Consider the following 743-nt stretch of genomic DNA (forward strand, 5'->3'; position numbering starts at 1 on the left):
GCGTAAAGGTAGTAGTTCCATACCCAGTTGCCGGCGATCAGGGCCAGGATGACCAGAACGACGGTGACCAGAATTCGAAGCGATTGTTGCATGGCGCGTCCTTGTGTCAGTCAGCTCAATAGCCGCAGTGAAAGAGCAACAAAACAGACGAACAGGGAAAGGTAGAACCAGGCACCTTTCCAGACTTGGCGATGCCAGCCCAGCTGTCTCAGCAGCAGGTAAGTCATCAGGGTAAGCGCCAGTGCCAGCAGCACCAGTAATACCATGGGGCTGAACAGCATGCCGCCCACGGGGATTTCATGCAGCCACATGGTGCCTTCCGATCCGTGATGGAGCTTTTATAGTAGGGGCAGTTTGCCTGAATTTGTAGCAGGCTGCTGCGCCTGCCTGATACGTCCACGTTTTGGGTCAGGGCATTCAGGCAGAAGCGCCGGGGATATTTATACTGAGGTCATCAGGTGCTGGAGCAGCCGCTGATAGATCTGCGTCAGGGTGTCCAGTTCGCTGATGCTGGTGTGCTCGTCCACCTTGTGGATGGTGGCGTTGGTGGGGCCCAGCTCCACCACTTGCGTGCCGGTGGGGGCGATAAAGCGGCCATCGCTGGTGCCGCCGGCGGTGGACAGTTCGGTGTCCAGCTCGGTGACATCGCGGATGGCATTGACGGCCGCGTCCACCAGAGCGCCGCGGTCGGTGAGAAACGGCTGGCCGGACAGGGTCCATTGCAGATCATAGTCCAGGCCATG

2 protein-coding genes are annotated in these 743 nt (G+C 58.8%); both read right to left on the bottom strand.

Annotated elements, in window-relative coordinates; all coding sequences use genetic code 11:
- Positions 1-110 precede the first annotated feature (110 nt).
- Complete coding sequence (locus A3730_RS02355) at positions 111-311, bottom strand: DUF1656 domain-containing protein (protein ID WP_063520662.1); 201 nt, start codon at positions 309-311, stop codon at positions 111-113.
- Positions 312-440: 129 nt separating this feature from the next.
- On the bottom strand, positions 441-743 hold a 303-nt coding region (locus tag A3730_RS02360), incomplete at its 5' end, for a M20/M25/M40 family metallo-hydrolase (RefSeq protein ID WP_156500812.1).

The sequence above is a fragment of the Alcanivorax sp. HI0044 genome (genome assembly GCF_001634945.1).